General features: G+C 49.8%; 19 protein-coding genes. 3 read left to right on the forward strand and 16 right to left on the reverse strand.

What is annotated here, in order from left to right; genetic code table 11:
- Positions 1 to 12 precede the first annotated feature (12 nt).
- A complete protein-coding gene (locus tag ABXS88_RS13420; RefSeq protein ID WP_353672549.1) occupies positions 13 to 735 on the forward strand; it encodes an ABC transporter ATP-binding protein in 723 nt (240 codons plus the stop codon).
- Positions 736 to 895: 160 nt separating this feature from the next.
- Here ABXS88_RS13420 and ABXS88_RS13425 read toward each other — a convergent pair whose 3' ends face one another.
- Both ABXS88_RS13425 and ABXS88_RS13430 read right to left on the reverse strand, forming a co-directional pair.
- Positions 896 to 2506, reverse strand: coding sequence for a ShlB/FhaC/HecB family hemolysin secretion/activation protein (locus ABXS88_RS13425; RefSeq protein ID WP_353672550.1), 1611 nt, complete (start codon positions 2504 to 2506; stop codon positions 896 to 898).
- 35 nt (positions 2507 to 2541) lie between these two features.
- Positions 2542 to 7191 carry a filamentous hemagglutinin N-terminal domain-containing protein gene (locus ABXS88_RS13430; protein WP_353672551.1) on the reverse strand — a complete coding sequence of 1550 codons (4650 nt, stop codon included), beginning with the start codon at positions 7189 to 7191 and terminating at the stop codon, positions 2542 to 2544.
- Between the two features lie 237 nt (positions 7192 to 7428).
- Here ABXS88_RS13430 and ABXS88_RS13435 point away from each other — a divergent pair, with 237 nt between their 5' ends.
- Positions 7429 to 10020 carry a CHAT domain-containing protein gene (locus tag ABXS88_RS13435; protein ID WP_353672552.1) on the forward strand — a complete coding sequence of 864 codons (2592 nt, stop codon included), beginning with the start codon at positions 7429 to 7431 and terminating at the stop codon, positions 10018 to 10020.
- A 538-nt stretch (positions 10021 to 10558) separates the two neighbouring features.
- Here the strand turns inward: ABXS88_RS13435 and ABXS88_RS13440 are convergent.
- From ABXS88_RS13440 to ABXS88_RS13505, 14 genes are all read right to left on the reverse strand, one after another.
- The gene (locus ABXS88_RS13440) at positions 10559 to 10744 is read right to left on the reverse strand and encodes a hypothetical protein (protein WP_353672553.1); all 186 of its coding nucleotides are present in this window, start codon (positions 10742 to 10744) and stop codon (positions 10559 to 10561) included.
- Positions 10728 to 11042 carry a hypothetical protein gene (locus ABXS88_RS13445; RefSeq protein ID WP_353672554.1) on the reverse strand — a complete coding sequence of 105 codons (315 nt, stop codon included), beginning with the start codon at positions 11040 to 11042 and terminating at the stop codon, positions 10728 to 10730. Before ABXS88_RS13445 ends, ABXS88_RS13440 begins: the two co-directional genes overlap by 17 nt.
- Positions 11039 to 11770, reverse strand: a complete 732-nt coding sequence (locus tag ABXS88_RS13450; protein ID WP_353672555.1) for a peptidoglycan-binding protein — start codon at positions 11768 to 11770, stop codon at positions 11039 to 11041. Before ABXS88_RS13450 ends, ABXS88_RS13445 begins: the two co-directional genes overlap by 4 nt.
- Positions 11736 to 11996 (reverse strand): hypothetical protein, encoded by a 261-nt coding sequence (locus tag ABXS88_RS13455; RefSeq protein WP_353672556.1) that lies wholly within the window; start codon positions 11994 to 11996, stop codon positions 11736 to 11738. The genes ABXS88_RS13450 and ABXS88_RS13455 overlap by 35 nt, the downstream gene beginning before the upstream one ends.
- 49 nt (positions 11997 to 12045) lie before the next feature.
- Entirely contained in the window at positions 12046 to 12393 is a 348-nt protein-coding gene (locus ABXS88_RS13460) for a hypothetical protein (RefSeq protein WP_353672557.1), read from the reverse strand.
- A complete protein-coding gene (locus ABXS88_RS13465; RefSeq protein ID WP_353672558.1) occupies positions 12380 to 12616 on the reverse strand; it encodes a hypothetical protein in 237 nt (78 codons plus the stop codon). Before ABXS88_RS13465 ends, ABXS88_RS13460 begins: the two co-directional genes overlap by 14 nt.
- Positions 12616 to 13209 (reverse strand): hypothetical protein, encoded by a 594-nt coding sequence (locus ABXS88_RS13470; RefSeq protein ID WP_353672559.1) that lies wholly within the window; start codon positions 13207 to 13209, stop codon positions 12616 to 12618. Before ABXS88_RS13470 ends, ABXS88_RS13465 begins: the two co-directional genes overlap by 1 nt.
- 39 nt (positions 13210 to 13248) lie before the next feature.
- Entirely contained in the window at positions 13249 to 13602 is a 354-nt protein-coding gene (locus ABXS88_RS13475; protein ID WP_353672560.1) for a hypothetical protein, read from the reverse strand.
- Positions 13603 to 13934: 332 nt separating this feature from the next.
- A complete protein-coding gene (locus ABXS88_RS13480) occupies positions 13935 to 15530 on the reverse strand; it encodes a hypothetical protein (RefSeq protein WP_353672561.1) in 1596 nt (531 codons plus the stop codon).
- A complete protein-coding gene (locus ABXS88_RS13485; protein WP_353672562.1) occupies positions 15530 to 15877 on the reverse strand; it encodes a hypothetical protein in 348 nt (115 codons plus the stop codon). The genes ABXS88_RS13480 and ABXS88_RS13485 overlap by 1 nt, the downstream gene beginning before the upstream one ends.
- A complete protein-coding gene (locus ABXS88_RS13490) occupies positions 15870 to 17762 on the reverse strand; it encodes a hypothetical protein (protein WP_353672563.1) in 1893 nt (630 codons plus the stop codon). Before ABXS88_RS13490 ends, ABXS88_RS13485 begins: the two co-directional genes overlap by 8 nt.
- Before the next feature lie 9 nt (positions 17763 to 17771).
- Positions 17772 to 20930 (reverse strand): hypothetical protein, encoded by a 3159-nt coding sequence (locus tag ABXS88_RS13495; RefSeq protein WP_353672564.1) that lies wholly within the window; start codon positions 20928 to 20930, stop codon positions 17772 to 17774.
- Positions 20931 to 21110: 180 nt separating this feature from the next.
- Positions 21111 to 22370, reverse strand: a complete 1260-nt coding sequence (locus ABXS88_RS13500; RefSeq protein ID WP_353672565.1) for a hypothetical protein — start codon at positions 22368 to 22370, stop codon at positions 21111 to 21113.
- Entirely contained in the window at positions 22370 to 22987 is a 618-nt protein-coding gene (locus tag ABXS88_RS13505) for a hypothetical protein (RefSeq protein ID WP_353672566.1), read from the reverse strand. Before ABXS88_RS13505 ends, ABXS88_RS13500 begins: the two co-directional genes overlap by 1 nt.
- A 120-nt stretch (positions 22988 to 23107) precedes the next feature.
- Here ABXS88_RS13505 and ABXS88_RS13510 point away from each other — a divergent pair, with 120 nt between their 5' ends.
- Positions 23108 to 23644: a hypothetical protein gene (locus ABXS88_RS13510; RefSeq protein WP_353672567.1), complete on the forward strand. Its 537-nt coding sequence runs from the start codon at positions 23108 to 23110 to the stop codon at positions 23642 to 23644.
- Positions 23645 to 23689 lie beyond the last annotated feature (45 nt).

Here is a 23689-nt window from a genome sequence, read left to right on the forward strand (position 1 = left end):
GCCCTAGCATCCATGACCTATCTGCTCGAAGTCCAGGAAGTTTATGCCGGCTATGTTCCTGATGTGCCCATTCTGAAGGGGATTCATTTTGCCATCCGACCGGGGGAGTTGGTGACGGTCATTGGCCCCAACGGAGCCGGTAAATCCACCTTAGCCAAGGCGATTTTTGGTCTATTAACTCCTAGCAGGGGGCAAATTATCTTTAAGGGAGAAAATATCGCTGGTTTGTCCTCGGATCAAATTGTGCGGCGCGGGATGTGCTATGTGCCTCAAGTCGCCAATGTGTTTGGCACATTAACCATCGAAGAAAATCTAGACATGGGGGCCTTTCTCCATCCCGGTTCTCCTAAGCTTCTCAAGGAGAAAATTTATACCATGTTTCCCAAATTGGCTCAACGCCGCCAGCAAAAGGCCGGGACGCTTTCCGGGGGAGAACGACAAATGTTGGCCATGGGCCGAGCCCTGATGCTTGATCCCGATTTATTGCTCCTAGATGAACCTTCTGCGGCCCTGTCACCTCTTTTGGTTAAAGACGTTTTTGAGCAAATTAAGGCCATTAACGCCACCGGCAAAGCCATCATCCTGGTGGAACAAAATGCCAAGCAGGCCTTGATGATGGCCGACCGGGGCTACGTCCTGGAAAATGGCCAGGACAAACTGGAAGGAACGGGAGACGGTTTGCTTAACAATCCCCAAGTTGGAGAACTTTACCTGGGATCCGCTTACCATGGCTAATACCAAATCTCTGAAGTCTGACGACACAACTAACGTCCCCCTTGCGAAGGGGAGGTGCCGTAGGTGGAGGGGTCAAAATCTGTAGCTTTAACTTGAAGAATTGGTATAAACTCTCCGCAGGAGACCCTAATTTTTTCTGGTACTGGTAAATTACCCAAATTTAAAAGGGCTGATAGCGCAGGGAAAAATAAAAGCCCTGTTCCTGTAGAGTATTGCCCCGATTGTTCAGCGAGACGAGGGGAATCCCGTAGTCTAAACGCAGGGCCAAGCTGGGGGTAACCCGCCAACGCAGACCCAGGCCCGTACCAATCAAGGTAGAGGGGTCGGGATTGGGCAGGACATTGTTCCAGCCAGTGCCACCTTCGATAAAGGGCGTTAGTTGCAAGACACTGGGGTCGGCAGTGAGGGGAATCCGCAGTTCCACCGAGGCCAGGACAGCGTTATCCGTAACCAGTTGGTTTTGACCATAGCCTCGCACCGTATCGATCCCGCCCAGACTAAATTGCTCAATGATCGGGAGGGCATCAGGACTCAGTTGGGCATAGAAACGAGTCAATAGCAACCAGTCCGCTGAGTTCAGTCGATTCAGCCATTGAAATTGGCCCAGCCAACTAAAAAATTGGCCATTAGGTTCAATATCACTCACGGTGGCATCCAGGGCCGACAGGCCAAAGCTGAATTGGGAACGAGCGGCCAACACATTGCTGGGATCACGATTAAGCCATTCTTGATAGAAACGAAGTACCGTCAGGTTGGTTGCGCCGTTGCTACAGGGTAGGGAAAAACAAAAGGGAATATCTTCGAGGGAACTCTGGTTGCGCCGCAGGTCGAGATTTAAACCCAGGGCCCATTCTGTAGCCGGACTGCGATAGACGGGCTGGCGGTATTGGAAGGAAAAGGTTTCCGTTTGGTTGCGAATTTGAAAGGCCTGGAAAATACTTTCGGTGATTTCCGTTTCTGTGTTGTAGTAGGCAAAACCCACAGTGCCGTTCATGGCATTGATGGGGACGGTGTAGGCAACATTGTAGAGGCCCAGCCCTTCGGTCAAAGCATATTCTCCGGCCAGTCGGTCGCCCCAGCCCACCAAGTTATCGTGGGAGAGCGTGAACGTTAATTCTTCAGAACCAATGCTAGGGGGCCGGTAATTATCAGCCCCAATACTGGCATGGAAAGCCGGTGCTTCCTTCACCGTTACCAAAAGTACACTCTGGCCGGGCCCACTCCCCGCTGTTAATTCGGCATTAATTTGGCTGAGCAGGGGGGCTAACTGAAGCAGGGCCAGGCCGTCTTGGAGGGCCTGTTGGTTCAATGGTTGGCCCGTCACTCGTTCTAGACGAGAGCGAATGTAGTTCTCCTGTAAACGCTGGAGGCCAGTAATTTCCATTCGTTCCAGGCGGCCCTCGATCACCTGAATTTTGACCACGCCATCACTGATGTCCTGCTGGTTGGGCAAAAAGGCCCCGGAGGTAATGTAACCCCGGTCAATGTAGAGTTGGCTGATGGCGGAACGTAGGCAGATTAATTCTTCAAAACTAAGCTGACGATTTTCTAGGGGTTCGATTAAGGCCTGAATTTCGGCCTGGAGGATCGTATTACCCACCACTTCAATCCGTTTAATCCAATATTTTTCACTCTCGGGACTAACCGGACAGTCTTGGGGTAAAGGTGCAGGAGTCGATTCGCCCCAGACCGGAATGGGGATTCCCAGCCCATGCGAACCGAACAGGCTAGCAATGATAATACCTTTCCAGATTTGCCTCTGAGCCCTCATCTCTACGGTCTCCTTAGCAGTCTCTCCATTCCAAGCTAGTGGCATTCTCTGCTCAATAATAAACGGCCATCGGAAGTGCGATATACACCCTGGGCCTCCACTAAGGGAGGAGAAAATGATTGAGATTGTTCCTGGGATAAAGTGGGAAGCGGTTGCACCGTTCCCGTGGGATAGGGAGAAATGCTGGGGTCTCCCGGCCGGGGAGGCAGGCCCCCAGGGCCAGTGATGATGAAGTTGCCCTGTTTGTTCTGGTCAGGCACAACACAACTATTGGCAATCAATTGGTCGGGATCAATGAGCGAATCTGGGAATTGGGCCAAGCTATTTTGAATAAAGGTCAGGTCAGGAATGGTAATTACCCCAAAGACAGAGCCACTGGCATTGATGTCCACTCGATTATTGCCCTCTAGGGTATCGGGGTTGGTTCCCTTGGGGGCCGGTTGATAGCCATCGCCAAAGAAGACCGGGGTTTGCAAGCTAATGTCACCACCCCGGCCATCCCGAGCAAAGGCCAAGATATCGCTGTCCTTGAAGGCCAGAATGGAATCCGCCGTGAGGGTAATATTGCCGCCACCGCCGGCCCCACTGTTCACATTCGTCCGAATATCGCTATTCCCTTGTAAGCGCAGGTTGGCGGCCCGGATATCGATGCGCCCCCCGGCGGCCTGGGTTGCGGCGGTGGAAATGGTGCTATCAGTACTAGTGAGATTGCCCTGGAGATTGATAGCGATATTTCCCGCATCGCCTTGGCCTAGAGAACTGGCCGTAATTTCAGAATTGGCCCCCATCTGAACTAAGGAGGCCTTGATCTCGATACTACTAGGGCTTTTGGCCACGCCGGTTTCCCGAATGGCTGTGGAAATGGTTCCGCCTTCCAAGTTGAGGTTTTGACCAATATCGAGCCTGATATTGCCAGCACTTCCCTGGCCAGCGGTTCTGGCCAAGATTCTCCCCTCATCTCTGAGGGTTAGACTATTGGTGGTTAGGGTAATTGTTCCCGCTTTTCCCTGGGCTCCTTCCCCTAAGGAGGAGATGATGGCACTACCAGTACCGTCACTCGCTTTGCCGTCTACAGTGATCTGGTGAGCCTTGATCTCAATACTGCCCCCTTCCCCCTGGCCCAGCATAGCAGCTTGGATCTGGCCACCCCGGCTGAGGGTGAGTTGCTGGGTACTAAGGCTGATTTGTCCGGAGTTACCCCGCGCATTGTTGTCCACGGTGGTGGTGATCAAGCTAGCAGCGGTTTTCACGTCATTCTCGCCATCCACAATAATTTCTGGAGCATTGATCGTAATGTTACCCGCATCGCCGATGCCTCCAGCAAAGGTGGCCGCTTGAATTTGCATCCCCTTTAGTACCTGGAGAGAATCGGCATTGATGCTAATATTGCCCCCCTTCCCTTCTCCCGCTGTACTCACGGAAATCAGAGAAAAATCATCACTGGCGATGGTCTTGCTGTCGATCCGAATTTCGCCGCCATTGCCCTTGGCCCCAACTTCGACACTACTGACAATGTCGGCAAAGTTGAGCCGGAGGTGATCAACTGCTAGCTGGATCGACCCCGCATTCCCTTGCCCAAAGGTTGCAGAATCAATACCGGCTCCGTTGGCCAGGGTCAACCGCTCGGCTTGGATATTAATCAGGCCTGCGTTCCCAATACCGCCATCGCCAATTTGAGTACTGACCCCAGCCCCGGCCCCAATGCTGGTTTTGCCGCTCATGGCAATCTCTCGGGCCTTGAGGGCGATCTCGCCCGCATTGCCAATACCAAAAATGGTGGACTGAATTTGGCCACCGCCAAAGAGTTCAATGCGGTCGGCCTGGATATCGACTTTGCCCGCATTGCCTTGGCCCTTCTCACTAATGCCGGTGCCTAAAATACTGGGAGCCCCAGTACTAGTAGACCCAGACAAAATAAATTCCTTTGTTCTAATCATAATATTGCCCGCATCTCCCTGGGCAAAGGAACTGGCATTCACCTGGGCCCCCTGGGTAATGGCCACGCGATCGGCATTCATTTCAATATCCCCCCCTTTACCTTGGCCCAGTTGTAGGGAACTATCAATTAAAGAGGGAAGACCGTCACTTTTTTCCCCTGTGACGAGGATGGAAGGTGCATTGAGGCGAATCAAGCCACCCTCTCCCTGGCCAAAAACAGAGCCTGAAATTCTAGCACCATTACTGACCGTTAAAGACGGCGTTTCGATGATAATACTCCCAGACTTACCGATGGCATCTTTTCCTAAATTGCTGGCAATTTGACTGCCAAAGACAATGGGTATGCCGTCCAAATCACCTTTTCCTTCACCGTCGATCAAGACACTTTTCTGGGCATGAATCGTTATATCACCGCCGTTCCCCTGGCCCTCGACAAAATTCTCGACCCCGAGGTCAGCTCCATTGGTAATACGGAGAATATCTGTTGCTACGGTGATGTTCCCGGAATTGCCCTGCTCGGTTGCGTAGGCGTTGGAGTAAACCCGACTGGTTAAGTTTAATGGTTCGCCTTCGAAAATTAGATTAAGCCCACCATCAATCTCGACCTGCTCTGCCGTGAGGAAAATATCACCAATCGTGCCGCTCCCCTGATTCACTGTACTGACTTGGGAGCCGTCCTTAATCGTAATGCTTTTGGCCTGGAGGATAATCTGGCCACCATCTCCGCTGGTTACTTTGCCCATCCAATTACTGATGTTAGACGCCTGTTCAAAGGTGATTTTCTCTTGGACTTGGAGATTAATGTCTCCTGCCTTTTGATTTGAGGCCTGGAGATTATCTCGAATTCCAGCATTGATATTACTCCGAGTACCCACAATATCCGTTGAGTCTCCCGCTGTCAGGGTTAAATTTCTAGCCTGGATATGGACTGCTCCCCCCGGCCCGGCCTCCGTGGTCAGGAGGGCATTCCGCAATACCGTATCCCCCCCGCTTTTAATAGTGATATCTCCCCCTTGCTGAGCGGAGGTAGTTCTCAGGATACCGGTGAGTTGGATATTCCCCTGGGCCGTCAGGTTAATATCGCCGCCGGGGATTGGCATCAGCAACGTGCGGGCTTCCGGCTGGAGGGACGGCCTATCGAAGGGATTGACTTTCGGCAAATTCTCCTCTGTATCCGAGACAAAACGAGCATAGCCGGTATTAATCGTGCCCAGAACATCTAAATTTCCTGCTGTGCGGAGATCAATGTCACCGCCAAAATTGATCATAAAACCGCTCAGGGCCAGGTCTCCTCCCGCTTTAGCTGTAATTTTGCCGGGAATGGTTTTTTCGTTGGGATCAAGACTATTGATGATCAAGCCCTGGAGATTCATGGCCTCGCCACTGTTCAGGAAAATGTTGCCCGCTTCAGCCTGGGCATAGGCTAAGAGGCCCGATTCTCCCACCACGTCCAAGTTTCCCCGACTATCTAGCGCAATAGTTCCTCCTTTAGTGAGGGAACGGCTAGAAATGGCCCCCAGTCCAAAATTAGCTGGCAGGGTTTCAACGGCTGTAATATCACCTCCTAGGGCCGGATTCGGCTGAAACTGATTGCTAAAAAATGCGGTTCCCCCCAGTAGTTGGGTAAATTCTGGATCGGCAAAAAAGGTTGAGCCCACAAGGATATTAGCCCGGCTAGCGGCTTTTCCGGTTGGCAAATTCACCCCAGCCCGGAGGTCTGCTAACGGTTCCTTGGCACCGTCTAGGGTAAGCTTTTGGCCATTGCTGAGGGTCACGGTTTCCGCGGACCAGGCGTTAGGGTTGGAGCCAGTAATCCAGATAAAGTCGGGGATAGTGATGGAGCCACCGGCCTGAATTTGCAGGGAGCCGCCTTGGTAGGCCAATAGTGAGACATCTCCCCCGGCCTGGAGCGTCAGTCCAGTACTTTTTTCCAGGCTATTTAGAGCTCCAGCTAGGGTTTCAACACGAAAATTGCCACCACTACTGAAGCGCCCCATGGCATTGATGGGGATATCCGAACGGAGGGTGAAGTCGCCTCCGGCCGCCAGGTCACTGTCTGGGCTATAGAGTCCGACAAATAGACCTTGTTGGCCCTGCAGGGTAAGATTTTCCCTAGCGGCAAGAATCAGGGGAGAACCCAAAACATCGGTAATTGTTAGAAAGTTTTGGGCCGTTAGGGACAGATTTTTGCCAGCGTTGAGACTGCCAAAGATAGTCACGACAGGGGCCGCTAGGGTTAAATCCTTGCTTACTTCGAGGTTAGCGGCACTCTCGATCGACTGGGAGTTTCCTCCAAAATCAAGGCCGATGGGAACACTAATAGTCAACAGGGGAGGGCCTTGGGATGGGTCACGGCCAAAGGTCTGGCCATCAGCAAACTGAAAACTGTTGGCTGTCGTTGCCAGAAAAGAACCTCTGACATCAAGCTGGGCATTAGGGCCGAAAATAATGCCGTTGGGATTGAGAAAAAATAAATTGGCCTCCCCTGCTACCCCCAGCAGACCGAGGAGTTGGGAGGGGTTATTACCTGTAACCCGCGAGAAGATATTGAGTACTCCGGCGGGATTGGTGAAATAGGCCCCGTGGCCCTCTGGGATGCTGAACTCTTGAAAGCTATGAAACAGGTTCGTCCCCCGCAGGGCACCGCCATTGATCTGGTCGAGAAAATTAGTTAGGGCCTCTACCCGAGAACTTTCCGCGCCTAAACTTTGGTCGGGAATAATCTGGGCTAAGCTAGGGCCAGTCATTCCTATTAGAAGTGTGGAGATCAGGCCTGTAAGGGCAAGGCGCTGAGGCAACATACCGGGTCTCCTAGCTATCAAAATTTGACGTTAGCGAGCAAAAAGCAATCGTGCTTAAAATTGTAGAGCCAAGCTTTTGAGTTGTCGGCCTGCAAAGAGCAATTCCTTTCCTTGCCTTGTGGATTATCTGATATTTCTGCAATTCTTCAAAATCTTAAACCATAATTGAGTTCCATCCAGGCCATGGCTAAGCCTCGTTTTCTGAAATATACTCTGTTCCTGCTAGGCAGTCTTATCTTGAGTCTGAGCTTTGGGCTGAGACTTCCGCTTCAGGCCTTAAATCCGGCCCAACTCGTCCAGCAAGGGGTAGAGCAATACCAACAGGGCCACTATACAGACGCCATTCAAAGCTGGCAGGGCGCGGTTTCCCAGGCTAATTCCCCTGATCAGCTCATCATTTTGGAAAATTTAGCCCGGGCCTACCAGCAAGTGGGCCAAAGTCAGGAAGCGCTTACCCACTGGCAACAAGTGATGGCCCAGGCCCAGACCTTAAATCAGCCCCGTAAACAGGCCCAGGCCCTAACCGAAGCCGCCCAAGTTTACTTGCAAATGGGACAACCCCGTCAGGCCCTCGCTCTCCTCTGCGCATTGGAATCCGAGCCAGTTTGTCCAGTGGATAGTGCGTTAGGGTTAGCGCGTCAAAGTCAAGACCATGCCCTAGAAGCCGCGGCCCTGGGAAGTCGGGGAGAAGCTTATCGCCTCATGGGCCAGTATGAGAAAAGCATTCAAAGTCTTGAACAGGCCCTGGCCCTAGGAACGGCCTACCAAGTCCCTCTGCAACGTAGTTTAGGCAGTGCCTACCAGGCCCGAGGGCAACGTTGGCAATTGCGAGCGGAGTCGGCCCGTCAACAGAGTATTCTCCGGGCACGGAATCTCCAGCAACGGGCGGTGGCTGACTATCAAAAGGCTCGGGACTATTTCCAAGCCAGTCTGCCAGGCCCTCAAAGTCCCACCTCAGAACTAGAGACTCGTCTCGATTTGATGCATCTGGCCAGCCAAACCGAGGGCCTGGCGGTTTTATCCTTAGTGGATAGTAACGCTCAACGCCAGCGGAGTCTGGAATTACTAACCCAAGCGCCTCCAACGGCGGCCACCCTCTTTGCCACCATCGAGATGGCAAGCTTACCAGCCTTGACGTCACCGGTTTCCGAGCCCTTGGCCCAATGTCCGGCCCAGTGGCAACTGCCTCCTACTCAACGCCAGGCCTTGCTAGAACAGGGCGCCAAACTGGCTTCTACCCTCAATAATTCCCGGGCCACTGCCTTTGCCCTAGGAGCCCTGGGCCATTTTTATGAATGTCAAGGCGACATCGCCCAGGCCCAGACTTTAACGCAGCAAGCAATTCTAGCGGCCCATCAGCCCCTCGGCGGGAAGGACAATGCTTATCTCTGGGAATGGCAACGGGGCCGACTGCTACTAGCCCAAGGCCAACGGGGCCCGGCCCTAGGGGCCTTCCATCAGGCCTTTTTGAGCTTGGAGAACATTCGCCGGGATCTCCTCAATGCGGAACGGGAAGTCCAATTAGATTTTCGCCAAAGTATCGAGCCGGTTTATCGTCAGCTAGTTCAACTCCTGCTAGAGTCCGGCACTGAAAAGACCTTAGCCCTTGCCCAGCGCCAAGAGATGATGCACCAGGCCCTAGGGGTGATTGATGCCTTCAGGATTGCCGAATTACAAAACTATTTAGGCAATGATTGCCCGCTTGAACGTGAACCAGCCACAGCATTTCAGCCCGAGCGATTACCTAACACTGTGGTGATTAATGCAATGGTTTTTGAGAAACGAACGGCCCTGCTCTGGGCTTGGCCTGACGGTACCGTCGGCCTTCACTGGATCAACAAAACTCAAGACCAACTGCGCAACACCGTTAAAAATTTACGCCAAAGTCTACTGGAGCAACGTGCTGGCCCTTACCAAAATCCCTGGGCTCAGGCTCTTTATCAAGACATGATTCAGCCCCAGCAAGACGAGCTACAACGACGGCAAATCAAAACCTTGGTCTTTATCCAGGATGGCTTTTTCCGCACCATTCCCATGACGGTTCTCCACGATGGCCAACAATTCCTAGTAGAAAACTACGCCGTTGTAACCCAGCCCAGTCTCCCCGGAATGACAACTCTCCAGGCCCCAGTGTCGGCCTATCAAGCCCTGATTTTAGGTGTCAGCGAGGCCACAACCATTGATGATCAAGTTTTCGAGCCCTTGGTGAATGTCCCCCTAGAAGTTCGTTCCGTGGCCCAACGGTTTGGCCGCACAAAAACCTTGGTGGATCAGCAATTTAGTCCGCAAGTTCTGAATCAGGAATTAAGCAATGCCGATTACCCTATTGTTCACATTGCCACCCACGCTCAATTTGGCCTAATCGCTGAAGATACCTTTCTGATTACAGGTAATAACCAAAAAATGACCCTCAGTGAATTGGAAGAATCTCTGCGCCGTCTCAAGAATGGCGGCCGTTCTGTGGAGCTCCTTTTTTTAGCGGCTTGTCAAACTGCGGAAGGGGATGACCGCTCGGCCCTTGGATTAGCTGGGGCTGCCGTTCAAGTAGGGGTAAAAGGTGCTATTGGTTCCCTTTGGCCAGTTGCTGATGAATCTACTTTTTTACTGGTGACATCATTTTATGAAAATTTAGTTCATAACAGCATGAGCAAAGCCGAAGCTCTCCGACAAACTCAGATTAAGATGATTCATGCAAAGGAGAATACAGACATCAATGATCTGTATGCTAATCCATACTATTGGTCTCCATTTATTCTCATTGGCAATTGGTTATAGATTCTTTTTGATAAGACCCAAGAACCTGGGCATTGCATTTTGATTCAGCAACGCCTGCTTTTTGTAAACCTTACTTCAACTTCGCTTCTGTCCATGGAGTTATAGCTGTTTAGATTGAAAATGATACAGCTTGTTTGACAGAGATTCTTAATTAGCAAGCTTTAGTCCACCCGTGACTGTCTCAGAATAAATCAAATCAACTATACAGTTGAGCCTCTGTCAATAGTTTGTGAGTGAGGAGTTGCTTTAGTCTTCAACGCCTAATTGTCTCATTGGCTTAAAATGGGCTTAAATAACTTTGATAATCTTCGCTAATTTTAGACAGTCTTAGGTAATCAGATTTTGAGCAAAAACCCAAAAACCGGACTAGATAAGCGTTTGAAGTTATTGCGAATATGGCTCAGGCGGGATTTGAACCTGCGACCTTGGGCTTATGAGTCCCCTTGGCAAATTTTCAAACCCTAGTTATAGCAATAGTTAAGCCAGCCCCAAAACGAGACTGGCTTAAAGTTGGCTTAAATTGAGCAAAATATCCCCCCTACTCTTCCCTAAAATCCCCCTTAGAATCGCCACGTTTTTGCTGATACTGAAAAGCAGTGCCAGCGGCAGATGTCAAACCTGCAGCAAAACCCAATCCGCCCTGATTGTTCATAAAAATACTAGGAACGGCAATACAGACCGCAACGATCATCGTCAATACCGGGAAGTCAAGCAACTTCGCCATATTTCCCCGCATTAACCAGGAAGGAATACTGACTGACGACCTCCTCCAAAATTAGCTGGGCCTTGCGCGGCGTAATGGCCTCATAGTGGCTCGTTTCCTCGTAGATAATGTTTTCCACTTTGGCCCGTAGTTCTGGCTCATCGTAGATAGCAATCCACTTAGGCATTACCTGATCCAGCCGATTAAGCACCGGGGGGACATATTTGATGATGCCCCGTTTTGTCCACTTGGCTAGAAATGGCTCTAATAAACCCTTCGTTAAAGCGACTCCCAGCAGGAAGGTAAGAAAGCTAATCACAGTTTTTTCCTCCAGTTCTTAGCGAGTTCTGCAATTTCGCCGGCCTTGTCCAGGCCATTGATACAACGGCGGGCGTTGTAAAAATCAGCCTTGTCCCCGTTGATATAGTCGGTGATCTTCCGGCCAGTGAAAGCGCCGGTCTTGAAACCGTGAACCATGATAAATAAGGCGACGTTTGGCTCAAGGGCCAGGTCGGGATTTTTGACCAAAGGGATACCCAAGATTCGCTCGTATTTTAAGTAATTACGAAGCCAGGTTATTTGGGTAAGGCCACGCCCATAGTAGGGGAAATAACGGAGGTGTCGCCGCCGCCAATCCTCCGACAACCAGTAGGCCTCTTTGACCGGCTTAAAAGTGCGGTTTGTCTCCCATTCCGTCGTCGCTAGAACGTAAGCAGTCTGATTGGTTGAACCGATTTTCTGCTGGCGGCATTCGTAAATAATGGCATCCACCATGCCTTCTTTAGTAGAAAAATCATGGGTCTTGCCGGGTCTTGTCAGGGCCAAAACTTCCTCTTGAAGCAAGGCCCAAGAGTCTGGCCCAATCCATTCCGGTTCCGAGCGGTGATTATCGGCTTTGAACTCGGCCCAGGCCGACCGGGTGCGTGGGCCAAACATCCCATCAACCGGCCCGACCGGATAACCAAGGGTCTTGAGACTGGTCTGAACCTGCGTCAACAGTTCGTCAGGAAGATCACTTAATAGCGTCGCCGTTTGAATAGCGTTCATTGTTGTTATTTCTGGTTTGGGTTTGGCGGTACTCGTTGAGGTCTTCGCGTAGGCTCTTGACGGTTTCCTCCAGGCGAATAAACCGGGCCTCTTGGGTAACGGCCGCATCGGTGAGGGTCTTGTTAACGGAAATCACGCCGACCCCAATGCTGAGCATCACGCCGATCATGGTGACGCTGATCCAAATGTCGTTGGCCCTGGGGGGGTGAGGGGGTATCTCGTTCATGGCGGGGAGACTAAGCAGTTTCAACACGAATTTTTAGAGGGGACTAGGGTTATGGGTTATCTGTCCAGATCTGGACAGTAACAAACCAAGAAAAGCCCAGTCGTGAATAGCGATAATTAATCCCTTTAAGAGCCAGGGCCCGGTCATTGACCCAGATAGGAGGAGCCACAAGCTGAATCACCTGTGGCTCTGGGGTTGGGTATAAACGCTGGACATCAAACAAATTAGGGGAATCCGTTAGGGTCAGACCGGCTTGCCCGATGTATCCCCAAAAACGATAGGGGGGCAGAATGCCTTCTGGAAGTTGAGCATGAACCCGGAACCATTCCCCCGCCATTGGCACAGAAAATAGCCAATCGTTGGTGAGGTTGGCCCCGAATAGGTTAGTCCAGGTCAAGCTCGAACTCCATCTCAATCATCTGCTCGTCGTAGGCTCCCCCCTCCAGGTATTCGTCTAATTCCGCCATGGTTACAGGCCTGGGCAATAATTCACCTGGCATCACCACAAAGGCGTAACTGTCGCCGTCTTTAGCCGCCACTTCCCCCCAATCGGGGCGGGGAGTCATCAGCGTTTCGTCAAACAGCGGGTCACCAGGGAGGATTAAGGGGGAGTCACTCATTAGGGGTTAGGAATTAGGTCGTAGTCAACGCCAGAGATAGTAAATCCCGCCGCCGCCGCCGCATCCATCACAGAAGCCTGCGGTTTGACAAAGGTGGATTGGGTACCAGCCGCCGTTTTGCGAGACGCACGGGGAGGCTTAGGCTCTTGGACACCCCAAACCAGATCCGATGCGTCGGCCCCTGCGGCCTGAACGATTCCCAAAGTGCCGATAATATCCAATTCGCTAGTGGGTAGGTTCCAAGCGTATTTCCAGCCCCCTGGCATATCAACGTAAACCGTCCGGGTGCGGCCGGAGCTTTTAACCCCCCGGCGGCCCGTTCTGTCGTTCACAGTCCAGCCTGCTGTGCTTTTTAGTGTGCTCACTTTGTTGGTAGAGCAAAAGCTGGAAAAGGTGTTTTCCGAGCCGTCGTAGGTTGCACGGGGGGGCTTGGGGGAGTTACAACCAAAGAAGACCCCAGCGGCTCCAGCATAAGCCGTGTGACCAAGGGCTGCCTTGTGTGTATTATGCCCTTCTTGCTGAGTTAAAAAACCGTACTTTTTGTCATTCAGCGTAACGTAAACTTTGACTCTCTCGCCTCGATTACGTGCCATAAATAGACTCCTTTAGGCTAATGCCTAGGTAAGGTTGACTTAAGCGTTAGTGCCGACCGTTTGGTCGAAGTTAACCGGCGCGACGTAACGCATTTGTTGGCTGAAAACAATCCCGCCTTGATCCGGGTTGTAGCCAGCATTGGTAGGAGTAAAGAAGCTGGTAAGCTCACTATCCTCAGGGGCTAGAGCGGCATTGGCGGCTTCCTGGGCAGTGTAACAAGCCGTCAGTAACTTGGACATTACTTCAACAACACCTTCATTGGTTAGGGCGGTATAAGTGTCGCCAGTAAGAGCAGATAAGGAAACAGTAATATCCCCAGCAGCATACTCAAGAACATCACCGCCAAGCGCGGTATCCAATTCTTGAAAGGTCAAATTTTTAAGAACAGCCATAAAAGCTCCTTTAGATATCAACAGTTTTGTTATAGCCCAAGATTTTGCTAAAAACATCAGCGATGACCAGGGCAGTGTACTGCTCACTAGCCCGAATTCTACTTTTTATTTGTGGTTCCAGATTGCCCCGACGACCCTTAGGGTGCTCGAAAATCCTGGGTAATCCAACACAGTCTTAGATAGGGGTGAGTACAAAATAACAATAAAGTTTTGTAAAGTATTTGACGGCATAAAAAAGTACCGCCTAAAAGTCCCCATTATTGATGGAAGCCGTTTTTGGCTGGGGCAATGGTCAGTGGGAATTTATTGGTGTAGAGGGGACTGAGAGCAGACTAACTGATCAGTGGGCTTTCAAAGTCACTTTCTTTCTCGGTATCAACGTAGATTTTGAAGCGCTTCTTGGCCCACTCTTTGTTCTTGGTGTGTAGATAGCTGGGGTCTGTGATGCCATTGGTAGAGCGCACAATGGTATAGGTTCCAAAGGCGGGATACATCAGGACACTGCGTTTTTTCTCTGCGGGGGGCAGAAGCGAGTCGTCTATTTCTGTATGGGCAGGAAATCCTACCATCTTGGCGTTAGATAAAGTTAGTAGTGACTTAATGAAAGACAATCCCTCGGTGGGAGTAGAAGCCCAGACCTGCATCTGTCGCCCATTGTCTAGACGAACTGTCGTCAAGACAGGGCCATAGGTGAAGCGAACGGCGGCTTGCTTGATTTTTTGCCAGGTAAGAGGCTTGGGGTCAGGAATGTTGAGAACGCTTCTTCTAATGCCTTCTACTTCAAAGGGGGGTTTCTCTTTGGAGTAATAACGAAGTTGAAGGTTAGCCCTTTTAGGGGTGGCTCGTTGCCATTCTTCGTAGGGGACAGCCAGAAATTCTCCAACATCACGAGGGCCTAAAATGCCCTGTTGGAGTAGGGCTGATTCTGCCTGCTGGATTACCTCTTCCTGGTCACCTTCTAGGTAAATAAAGGGGTCATCAGCACTGGGGACAGGTGGAGCCCCGTCGTCTCCCAGTTTGTTGCTGGGGTTCAGGTAAAGCCTAATGGCCCGTTCGGTGTCGGGTGGGGGCTGGTCGGCGTATTTGTTGTTTTGGAAAAAGTCATCTAACGAATAGGCCATGACATAGCCCATGTCGATAATTGAGTCTTCCACTGCATCCAAGAAAGCCCGCCAGTAGGCTCTGTCTTCAGGGTCTTTGATGGACTCAATTTTTTTGTCAATAGCATCGGCAATTGTCCAGGGTTTTTTGTTGTCTGAACTGTAGATCGACTTCTGCCCAAATAATTCATAACGTCTTGCCGATAACAAGGCTTTAATCCAGCCTTTGCTAACAGTAGATCTAAACCACGTCTGGAAAAACGCGCCTATTTTGGCGGCAATTTCACTGCTTCCCTCTTCTGCCACTTCCAAGGCCATATCAGCGGCAATAACTGGCCACTTAAACGCAACCCCAGCGGCTACAGCTGCGCCCACAGTCCACACAACACTTGTTCCTGCCAAAGACCCTTTGGCCGCTGCTATACCAATGTCCAGTTGCTTAATAGCTTCTTCTAGTTGCGCGTCGGTTTGATTCCAGTCAAAATTTTTAATCTCGAAGTAGCTTTCTACACAAAAATCCCAGATTCCAGAAATAGAAAAATCTGGAATCATCCAGCCAATGGTCTTTTCCCAGATAGCGCCCAAAAACTTAAGCGCCCCGCCGATAAAATTCAGGCTCCCCCCCAAGGCTCCAAAAATATCTTGAACAAGTTTTCCTAATCCTCCCAAGGGATGCTCTTTCTTCTGCTTGGCGAAAAAGTCAAAAACACGGGGGCCGAGGGTATTCCTAACTTTCTCACTGGTCAAAACATCAGGGATTTCGTAGCCAAAAAAGTTTTTGGCCGCCGTGCCGATTGCTTTAAACGAATTCCCCGATAGTGCAGGCATTAGATCGTTGTTCCTGTGATTTCATTAACATTAAGTGGAACCACGCCAGTTACAGAGCGGGTACTTTGGGCCGTTGGGCCACTATTGCTGAGACTCACTGACGAGAACGTACTAAAAAAGCTGTTTAATCGACTGCCGGTCGCCACTCCCGTATTGGCCGTGGTTTGGGCCGCCTCAGCCGCGCCGAGCAATTTAATGCAGAATTCAACGACACCACTGGCCGACAAGGCATCTATGGTGTCTCCGGTGAGCAGGGAAGCGGAAATTACGACATCATCACCACTCAGAGAAATGGCCCCGGCGGGGGCCGCGTTGGCCAATTGTTGAAAGGTTAGATCACTAGGCATCGTCTTGGTTATCTGAAACTGGGATGTTATCTATGATAGGTCGTGGCTTCTGGTCTAGTTTCTCGTAGCCCGTGGGGAGGTTATTTTCCTTGATCCATTTGTCCCATTGTTCGTCAGCTAATTTTTTAGCTTCTTCTCGTTTCTGTTTGATTTTTTCACCGGGTAAAGGTTCACCGGGTTTATACTTGCGCCAAACCGCGCTGGCCGCCTTGGCCGCATTCAGACCAACAGTAATTAGGTCTTCCTTCATGACGGCCTTATCTACATTTTTCCAGCGCAAAACGTTGTGTTTGCTAGGCTGTTGAAACTCCATTAAATCGTCGGCTTTGGGGTTAAAGGGAAGGGGAACTTCCTCAGAGTCAGTTTCGCCGTTATAGCCCAAGAATTTAGAGATGGCGACAACGTGATCATGGGTCAGCAAGTCTTGGTTAAACAGCTTGATTAACTCAGATAAGGCCTTGATTTGCATCTGGGTTTGATGTTCTGAGAGGAGGTTGATATTGAAAACCAAGTTGAACAACTCACCGATTGCTTCTGCCATATTGGGGAGATGAATTTCCTCCTCTTTTTTGCCATCGGGTGATTTAACCTTGATAGTCGTAGCCCATTCCCCAAAAAGGGCATCTAATTGGCGGTTCTGCCAGTCTTGAATTTCCAGCATATCGCCCAGCTTGATTAGTTTTGGCGGTGGCGGAGTTCCTCCTTTCTTGCCAGTAGTCAGGCCTGCTTTGTCTTTGACTAAATGCTCAGGATATTCCTGGGGTAAACGATGGTATCCGGCCCGGAAAAAGGCGGCGGCGGACATTAAAGCCATTAGGCGGGGGAGGGATTTAATTTGTAGTTTGTTGCCGTCTGTGGTTCCAGAGATGCCTTCAATAAACTGCTTGACGTTGCCACTTTCTAACGCCGCCTTTACTTGTTTACTGAATTCCTCGCTCTCACCATTTTTGGCAAATTGTAGTAGCCCGTATCCTTTCAGAATGTCTTCCGGGGAAGCGGTCAAGGCCCAGCTAAAATCATCCACTCCCAGGACTTTACGAATTTCGCCGTCTGTTGAAATTTGCAGTTTCTGATCGCCGAGGGTTGTAGGGGTACTGTCTGCAATGGGCTTATTGCCGACCGTCAGCTTAAGCGGTACATAGCCCGTGACCTCTTGGTAAGCATTGGCGCGGGACACATTGTAGGCACTGGCTAGCACGGCTAGGGGTTTCATTCCGTAGAGCAAACCGATTTCACCGGATAAACCAGGAATCGAAGCCGGGGCTACTAAGGCAAAGCTGTCCCAAAGGGTTAAGTCCTTGGCCAGCTCGTCATATTCCTTTTTCTCCTCCTGGTTTGCTGGCTGGGCCTGTTGTAAGGTCATCCAGTTCGCAAACTTTCTAACGGAGTCTTCTTTTGCCGCCGTTAACTGCTCTTTAAACTTACTGAGTTGCAGGTTATAGCGCTTGATCGGCTTGGTAGAAACTGGATGGGTGAGCAGGCCACCGTAGGGCTTTTCCGTCAGTTGTTGCTTAATGCTGATACTGCGTTTCTTGGGGGTCTTAGTGTCAGTTTGTCCGTCGGCTTCCTTAGGTAAACGCCGGTTAGGGACTTCGGGAGGATCCTTGATTTCAATGCTGACTTCTGGCCTGGCCCCATTCCCCGTTGGCACATAAACCACGCTGGGCGGCGGCGTTAGGCTAGGGGGATTGAAGTTGTAGGTGTTGTAATTGTTGACGTTGTGGGTATTGGTATTAGAAAAATCGAAGTTGTTATTAATATCCGGGGGGTCTGGCTCCTGGGGAAGTTCCGGATCTTTCGATAATGGCGGGTTGAGATAATCAATAATGGCCGCGGCGGCCACACTGGAAATAATTGCAACGCCAAGGGCGGCCGGTGCTCCCATAAAATCCTCCTAAAGTTTCTCTTCTTCGTCTTGTTTATAAGCTAACTGAGCCGATACCACCGGGGCCAGATTTGACAGTATCCAAAACATGAAATCCACCAGGCTCGGGGAATCTGACGACAGCCCAGGATAGGGAATCTGCACCGTTTGCCCCGCGACGGTTGCCGGCAAGGTCTTCAGTTCAACAGGCAGGCCTTGGCTGGCCAAAAGCTCTTGCAGAATGGCCACAGATTTCATGTTTAAGACCTCAGATCGATTGACATTCCCTGACATCGCACTCAGCATGTAGGCGATTTCAATCAGCAGACTGTGCATTCCTTCGTAGGCAATGTAGCCCGTCTTGTCGGCCCTGGGGATGACGTTGGCCCCCAAATCCTGCAGGCCAAAGGCCCGGTCATCGTCGTCATATTTGACCTCCAGCAATTGGATCAGGCTGTTTACCAAAACCCAGCCCCCCTCCTCAATGACCCCATTGGCCCCGGTGAATTTATCCGTCCCAAATCCATTGCTCCTGACTTCGTAGGCATAGCCCACGCCATTGACCGCGACCTTATCACCGTTAGACTTGGTGGCGATCCAATTATTCTTGCCCCATTGGCCAATCTGCCATTGCTCGGGAATGGTTTCGCCGTCTTTTTTATGCTCAGTGTCTCGCACTTTCAACATTTCCCCATCGCTGGCAAAATGCAGGCCTAAAACGTTGGCCATCTTGTCAATGAGCCAGCCCAGATTAGCTACTCGGTAAGAGGCCGGATATTTGTCATCGTTGGCATATTTGTCGGCCTGCAAGGCCGCGTGAATTTCTTTAACTCGAATCGAATCAGGCATAAGGTCTCCTATCCAGTCGGTATTGTCATCGTCAAAAACTAAGGGGAAGTTTCTATTCTGCAACGGGTCAGGGTTGGGGTCGCAGATAAAGAAACCGGGTTGGGGTTCAATCAATTTCAAGAATTGGGCTTCCGTGGGATAAGAAACACCTCCACTTGAATACAGAATGTAAAGCGGTTTGGTGAGGGGTTGTACCCGCAGGGAACGGGTCAGCCGTTGAGTAGAGGCAATAACGCCGCTCAGGTCGGGTCTTCCTATCCTGAAATAGCCATCTTGGAGCAGACCGCTATCGCTGTACTTTAGTTGGCTCCCGTTGTTCCCTGGCAATGAATTGATGATGGCCGTGCCGTTGGTCAGGTCGTTGGGATAGGTCGTTTTCACCAGCATTTGGTTAACGACTTCGTGGTAATTCAGGGTGTCTCTGCTGACATCGCCAATGGGGCCTTCTTCGTTGGGCCAATACCAGGTATCCGGTTGTATCGCGTCGTAGTTTGGCCCGAGGGAACGCCACTCAGTTATTACATGCTCGGTCAATTCCAAATCGTGACGGAACAAGGCGACCTGATCATCGTAAAAAAGTTCTAGGTTATTGGCGGAAAAACTGACAGAAATAAACCGGGGATTAAATTGATAAAAATACTGATTAATGGTTTGCCACTGGCTCCCGTAGGCAACATCCGTCGGCGCTACGTCGATGCCTTGGTGGTATTGGTTGACCGTATAAATAAAGCCAACATCGTTATCAAAGTAAATGGAATTAGCGAAGGGCCGGGAATCAATAATCACCTCTTCCGCATACCTTCCGCCGTCGCCGGGGTGGCTATATTCAGCCGTGTTGATAGAGAGCTTTGCGCTTTCTGGGTAACTGTAATCAAAGTCAAAAAAGAACACATAGCCAGGCTTTGAGCCTTCCGGTTCTGAGGGAACGCTGTCGCCTTCTGGGGAGCGAGTTTGATTAATGGGATAGCTGGCCGTGTGCTCGGTTCTATACCACCAACGATTGGGGGAAGCATCAGGAATCACATCCAGCCCATTCAATAAACTGGCCTCGGGTTCTGTCGTGGAAGCCCGATAAAAGCAGTGGGTTTCGTTCACCCAAACCGACGCATCGCCAGACCGAGTTGGCAGGTCTGCAATCGTTTTAACCACGGGATACCCATTGATGGGGGATAGCCGAGGCATGGCCTCACTCGGGTTGTGATTATTGGTAAAGGTTTTGAGAGACGCCGTGACCGCGAAACTGGCGATATTATTCGCCAAGGGGACGACTAAGGCAGGACTGCGCGACGGTTGGTTAAAATCCAATCCCCAGGGAACTTTAACCGCATTCTCTGGCCAAAGCGCTCCTAGATCTAAATGGGTTAGCGAAACGGTAAACGTCAATGATGGCCCCTCTGGATTATTGACCACCCCAGCAATCAGCACCGGGGGTTTCCCTAGGTTGGCCCGGGGCCCTTCTAAGGTGAACAGCGGCTGATTATTCCGCTTGGGAGGTACAGCATAAATTAAGGTCGCAAAGTAATATCCTGATGGAATGGTTTGGAACAACGGCGAGCTGTAGAGCAAGCGGTGGTTAAATCTCAAGCGCGGGGAAATGTCGTCAGGGAGCGTCACACCTTCCGGTGTGTAGTTGCTGAGTAGGGTGGCATCCACCGCCGTCAAGGCCTTGGGTTCGCTAATCCTCAGTTGGCTGTAGCAATCTTCTAGAACATCGTCCAAATATTCGTAGAGCAAAAGGCGTTTTTCGGCTTGGTTCAGACTCTCTAGGGTCGCATTTTGCAAGACAACTGAATTGTGCAAAAAGCTCAGGGTAAAAATTTCTAACGTAACGTCGTCAGCAATGGCCGTGATGACCTTATGCCGACGCATCCAGACCTGGATTTTGTTCGTCACCTGGGGGCAATATTGCCAAGCAAAAACCTCTACATGGGTGCGTTCCAGCCAGGAAATTAGTCCGGTCTGGCCCTTGGCCACCGTGACCTCGATTCGGTCTGGAAAGCTGGCCCCTAAGTCTAATTCTGTGGGGAGATTGGCCTGGTATTCTGGCTCAAAACCGTAGGCAGAACCATTGATTTCCCCATCGTTGAGCAGATGAGTACGGCTCAATGGTTTAAGGAAATCGAAATAGGTCGTTGTCCATTCACTGGCCCAGGGGATAGCGTCACCACCGGGGATGTAGCGGTCAACCAAGACGATGGGAAGCATTCCTTCCACAAAAGGCCCATTCCCAAGGAATGAATAATATAGAAGGTCGCAGATCTGGGGGTCAATCCGCTCGGCCCAGAGTAGGTCATGAGTTTGATCGGGGTCGAACAAGTAGAGGGGAAGGTTTACGGTCATTAGGTTTCATCCAGGGGAACAATTTTGATATTATTTCCCCGTATTTCAAAAACATAAGTTTTCCCTACAATAGGAATTTTTTGCCTAAAATTCTTTTTAGGAAAAGCGATTCTTTCCCCAGTGTCTATGTTTTCACATAAAAAAGTTTCATCAGAAAGGCTAATGATTGTGTATTGCATATTAGTAATTACGGTAAACTACTTGGATGAACAGGTCTTCTAAGCCAGTTGAATTAGAGATGTTTAAATAAACCTCTTCAGCAAACCGGCCAGAAATAAGCATTTCAATATCGTTCATGTCGTATTTAGTTAAAATAGATGAAAACGTAGTTGTTTGTGGGTCTCCAACAAGAGTAGTTCCTACTTGAACCTGAAAAGTCCCTACTCCTGTCTTGCCTTTGTAATGAACTCCGTAAAGCTTGCATCGTTTTTGAGGCAACCAGAGAGGATATAACCCATCAGTAGGAGCAGGTAAAAATAAAGTTGTAGCTTCGTCGCCAGCATACCAATCATCCCAAGTAAATTTAGCCCCATTCAGAACGGTAAAATCCCAACCAGTAGAATCTTCATTAACACAGAGTGAAGACGAACTAGAAACTTGTATTTGGGGTTCTGTAGAAGCAGTAGCAACTGCATCTAAATAGCAATAAGCACCTCGATCTATATTGATAAATCCACCGTAGTTCGTGTTGGGGTCAATTACAGTAAATTCTGTATCTATGCGTACTCTAGTTGTAGGGCCTGTTATTAAAACATTTACTGCCTTTGGGGTAGTATCGAAAACAGCACTATATAAATCAACTTCACAATCGCCAAAAACTATTCCGTAATAAGCAGATGTATTAGTTGCTATGAATTTGCAATCATAAAACTCATATAGAGAATCATCAAATTCAAGTTGTGTGTGAATAAGAAAATCACAATTAGCAACGCTAATCATGATTGGTTTTCCTTCTGTAATAAACACCCTTCTAGAGAAATAGTCATCGTTTCCAGGTTCTGTTATGGATTCAATCACAAAGTTGCCTGTTACTGATGGGTAAGGGTAAACTTGAATGACCCCCCAGTTATACCCAGTCCTCCCCATTGGTTTTACGCCCAAACAATTTAATGGGGCTTGCAAAGTGCCTTTGACATAAAACGTAATACCGTAGTTATCTGTAATTAAATAACCGCTTATTTCTTGTATCGCTCTGTCCCAAGTTAAGAATGCAGTTTCTTCGGTTAACCCATCATTAGAGTCATCCCCTGCCGTGGTATCAATATAACGCTCTATTGTGTTGGGGTAATCTTGTAAAGTTTCTATAGGGTAGTTAGTGTTTGCAATAAGCTTGTTGATTTTTTCAACAATAAAACTACCGTTACAGCCTTGTTGCGCTGTTGGCGCAGTGGGCAGGTCGTTAATACCAGGAAAAACTTGAATGGGGGTGATATTTGACATTAGTTTGCAAGGTAGATTGAATTATTGAAAAGGAAATTATTTCCAACAAATGTTGGTATTTCAGGTTCATTTCCTGAAATTTGAGGAAGCACTGCTTTTAACAGATTTTGAGTTTTGAGATACGTTAAATAATCAAAAGGGATAGCGTACTCCAAAACCAAGTTATTGGCTAGGAAATTCGTAAACTTAACCAAGTTCAATGTCGGGCTGGCAAAATTTTGTTGCCAGAATAATGTCAGCCAGACCAGATACTGTTCTAGGGTTTCTATTTCTGGTGGATCTTCGGGAATAGGAAAATGCTCTTCCTCTGTGGGAGAAGTGCCTAAAATATCAATTTCCGCTTCTGACACCGGGAGAACTGACCCTGAAACACTGCCAGCCGTTTGCAAATACAAGGTTTTGTCAAACGGGAGAACCACCTTTGCCGCCAGAGTGGCTCGATAGACTCCATCCACAATAGAGACTGTATTGACCAAAGAGATTGCCTCTTTGTTGGGGTCGGTGGCTGGTAAGCCCAGCGTTGCCTGTTTGAGGCCGATTAGAGCAAAGACTATCCCTCTCTCTACAGAATCAATCCCAAGAGCAAGGCGAGACAGCCTGGCAGGTAACACAGTCATAGTCAAACCCTGACGAAACTGTCTTGATTATCCCCAATTTCTGAAGGTTTTCCACATGATTTCCACAGGTTATCCACAAGCCAGAATGCTTAGAATTGGGGCAGTTTCGGAGATTGGCTTATGGGATTTCCTTCGTTTAAAGATTGGTTAAGAACCTTTTGGCTATTGCTGTTGACGGGCATCTATTTAACTGTTGGCCGATTGACGGTTATTCCCCTGGTCATGATGATCGGACTGCACGTCCTAACAGAGCAATGGGCTTTTGGCCTGCTTGGCCTGGTTTCGTTTTTGGTCATCTTCCCCGTGGTCTACTACACGCTGATCCATTACTTCCTTTGGGGCAAGCATGACCCGGCCTTGCCTCAATGGTTCCCGAGCTGGCCCAGTTGGCGGGAAGGGCTATGGCAGTATTTAACCGGCCTGGTCTTGCTGATAACGCTGATCACAATGGCCGCTCTATTGGTCGTAGCCACTAACGACTATTTGACCAAGGAACAGATCCGGGAGATGGGAGAAACCATTGTTCCGGTCATCATCGTGCTTTGGCTGTTTCTGGCTTCCCAGATTTATCGGTGGCGGCGTTTGGGAGCTAGCTGGTGGCAGAATAACCGACGTAAATGGTTCCGCTGGCCCAAAAAGAAAACCCCCGCCGAATAGGCAGGGGCCAAGTAATAACTACATCTGACACCAGCGCTAAGACAT

It is taken from the genome of Synechocystis sp. LKSZ1, assembly GCF_040436315.1.
Classification (GTDB): Bacteria; Cyanobacteriota; Cyanobacteriia; order Cyanobacteriales; family Microcystaceae; genus Synechocystis.

Excerpts from the sequence above, each read along its gene's own strand:
- ABXS88_RS13420 (WP_353672549.1), top strand. The coding sequence starts at position 13 with ATGACCTATCTGCTCGAAGTCCAGGAAGTTTATGCCGGCTATGTTCCT.
- ABXS88_RS13425 (WP_353672550.1), bottom strand. The coding sequence starts at position 2,506 with ATGAGGGCTCAGAGGCAAATCTGGAAAGGTATTATCATTGCTAGCCTG.
- ABXS88_RS13430 (WP_353672551.1), bottom strand. The coding sequence starts at position 7,191 with ATGACTGGCCCTAGCTTAGCCCAGATTATTCCCGACCAAAGTTTAGGC.
- ABXS88_RS13435 (WP_353672552.1), top strand. The coding sequence starts at position 7,429 with ATGGCTAAGCCTCGTTTTCTGAAATATACTCTGTTCCTGCTAGGCAGT.
- ABXS88_RS13440 (WP_353672553.1), bottom strand. The coding sequence starts at position 10,744 with ATGGCGAAGTTGCTTGACTTCCCGGTATTGACGATGATCGTTGCGGTC.
- ABXS88_RS13450 (WP_353672555.1), bottom strand. The coding sequence starts at position 11,770 with ATGAACGCTATTCAAACGGCGACGCTATTAAGTGATCTTCCTGACGAA.
- ABXS88_RS13455 (WP_353672556.1), bottom strand. The coding sequence starts at position 11,996 with ATGAACGAGATACCCCCTCACCCCCCCAGGGCCAACGACATTTGGATC.
- ABXS88_RS13465 (WP_353672558.1), bottom strand. The coding sequence starts at position 12,616 with ATGAGTGACTCCCCCTTAATCCTCCCTGGTGACCCGCTGTTTGACGAA.
- ABXS88_RS13470 (WP_353672559.1), bottom strand. The coding sequence starts at position 13,209 with ATGGCACGTAATCGAGGCGAGAGAGTCAAAGTTTACGTTACGCTGAAT.
- ABXS88_RS13475 (WP_353672560.1), bottom strand. The coding sequence starts at position 13,602 with ATGGCTGTTCTTAAAAATTTGACCTTTCAAGAATTGGATACCGCGCTT.
- ABXS88_RS13480 (WP_353672561.1), bottom strand. The coding sequence starts at position 15,530 with ATGCCTGCACTATCGGGGAATTCGTTTAAAGCAATCGGCACGGCGGCC.
- ABXS88_RS13485 (WP_353672562.1), bottom strand. The coding sequence starts at position 15,877 with ATGCCTAGTGATCTAACCTTTCAACAATTGGCCAACGCGGCCCCCGCC.
- ABXS88_RS13490 (WP_353672563.1), bottom strand. The coding sequence starts at position 17,762 with ATGGGAGCACCGGCCGCCCTTGGCGTTGCAATTATTTCCAGTGTGGCC.
- ABXS88_RS13495 (WP_353672564.1), bottom strand. The coding sequence starts at position 20,930 with ATGACCGTAAACCTTCCCCTCTACTTGTTCGACCCCGATCAAACTCAT.
- ABXS88_RS13500 (WP_353672565.1), bottom strand. The coding sequence starts at position 22,370 with ATGTCAAATATCACCCCCATTCAAGTTTTTCCTGGTATTAACGACCTG.
- ABXS88_RS13505 (WP_353672566.1), bottom strand. The coding sequence starts at position 22,987 with ATGACTGTGTTACCTGCCAGGCTGTCTCGCCTTGCTCTTGGGATTGAT.
- ABXS88_RS13510 (WP_353672567.1), top strand. The coding sequence starts at position 23,108 with ATGGGATTTCCTTCGTTTAAAGATTGGTTAAGAACCTTTTGGCTATTG.